Below are 459 nucleotides of genomic sequence, written 5' to 3'. Positions count from 1 at the left end.
GTGTATGCCTTCACGTCCGCCTTCTTTTTTTCTGAAAAAGGATACAACGTGGCATGATTTTTTTGTAATTCGTAATTCGCAATTCGTGATTGCATCGCGGGGTCGTCGTTCCAAAAAATGAACGCATCCTCCGCCGTCTGATTTTGCAAAATCCGAAATTTGGAGGCGACGTAATTCTCAAATTTGTAGTCGTACCGGTCCAAATGGTCGGGCGTGATATTCAGCAAAATGGCGATGTCAGCCTTGAAGTCGTACATCCCGTCCAACTGAAAACTGCTCAGCTCGATGACGTAACAGTCAAAATCCTGTTCCGCCACCTGCAAAGCCAGACTGTCGCCGATATTGCCAGCCAAGCCAACGTTCAACCCCGCATTTTTCAAAATATGATAGATGAGCGAAGTCGTGGTCGTTTTGCCATTGCTGCCCGTAATACAAATCATCTTCGCATCGGTGTAGCGA

The 459-nt window shown here is 46.6% G+C and carries 1 protein-coding gene; it reads right to left on the bottom strand.

Annotation, left to right across the window (positions count from 1 at the left end; translation table 11 throughout):
* On the bottom strand, nt 1-459 hold a 459-nt coding region (locus tag ASC50_RS04465; RefSeq protein ID WP_262482200.1), incomplete at both ends, for a Mur ligase family protein.

This window comes from Candidatus Symbiothrix dinenymphae, from assembly GCF_001431085.1.
Note: the sequence above shows the minus strand (reverse complement) of the source record. Positions and strands in the feature narration are given on the sequence as shown.